General features: G+C 69.9%; 2 protein-coding genes. One reads left to right on the top strand and one right to left on the bottom strand.

From position 1 onward, the window contains the following. On the bottom strand, nucleotides 1-582 hold a 582-nt coding region (locus AC2W7M_RS25935; protein WP_486136016.1), incomplete at its 3' end, for a nitroreductase family protein. Between the two features lie 321 nt (nucleotides 583-903). Between AC2W7M_RS25935 and AC2W7M_RS25930 the strand changes: the two genes are divergently transcribed. Then, nucleotides 904-1179: hypothetical protein (locus AC2W7M_RS25930; RefSeq protein WP_486136014.1), on the top strand; the 276-nt coding region annotated here is incomplete at its 3' end.

The raw sequence follows: 1179 nt of genomic DNA, 5'->3' as shown, positions 1-1179 counted from the left end.
CGCGCGAAGCGCCCGCTCAGAAGCGCGTGACGATGTCCGTGAGCGCCGCCGCGGCCGGTCCTCCAGCGCCGCATCGACGCTGCCCAGATAGACGAAGCCGGTGATGCGCTCGTGCGGCTCGAGCCCGAGCGCGGCGCGCGCATCCGCATCGGTGGCCGGCATTCGCTGATCCAGCTGGCGCCGTAGCCGCAGCGCGGCGGCGGCGAGCAGCATGTTCTGGCAGCAGGCGGCCGACGACATCACCTGCTCCCATTCCGGGATTTTGGCGTGCGGGGCGGCGCGCGAGACCACCGCCACCACCACGGGGGCGCGCAGGAAGCGGCCGCGCTCCTCCTCGAGGCGCCTCGCCTCCGCCTCAGGATTGCGGGCGGGCGAACACGGCGGCCGATGGCCGCGCCCGGCCCGCGCGCGGCCATCGCCCTCCAGCACGATGAAACGCCACGGCACGAGCTTGCCGTGATCCGGCACCCGCGCCGCGATGGTGAGGATGGTGTCGAGATCCTGCGCCGAAGGGCCGGGCGCCTTCAGGTCGATGATGCGGGAAGAGCGGCGGGTGCGCAGCAGATCAAGGGCGTCGGGCATCGGCAAATCCTTCTGCGGCCGGGGCCAGGCCGCGGTCCGGGCCTACACGGGGCGCCTTTAAGAAAACGTGTCAAAACAACGATCTAGGTTATCGAAGGCCATCCGGGGATTGGCGGGCACTTTGTTTAGGGCAAACCCGGTCGTGGCGAAAGGCGCCTTGAGCGATGCTGCAGCGCGGCTTGCGGCAGAAGGGCTGGAGAGCCGGCAAACCAGCTATGAGTTGTGCACAACGCCGCCTGCTCGCGAATCCTCCCGTGACGGAAGTGACCGAATCGTCATAAGCGGAACGTAGGTTTTTACCATACGGCCGGGGGAACGCCGATGGGTCAAGAACTGGCATTCGAGCAAATTCGGGATCTGGCGCGGCAACTGGCCCGCTCCGGCCGCTTCTGCAGCTGGCGGCTGATCGCCATCGAGCTGCGCTTCATGGAAGGCATCCGCGCGGCGGCCGACTGCTTCACCGACGCGCTGATCCGCGACGAACTCGACGGCCTGTGCCGCGACGCCCAGAAGCGGGCGCGGCAATGGCCGCTGCCCAGGATCGGCTCGGCCGTGGCCGCACCGCCAGCCCGCCGCACCCGCCGCGCCGCGGCCGGC

This window comes from Xanthobacter sp. BG11Y11_SDJG, from assembly GCF_057364445.1.
This window is presented reverse-complemented; position numbering and strand designations above follow the sequence as displayed.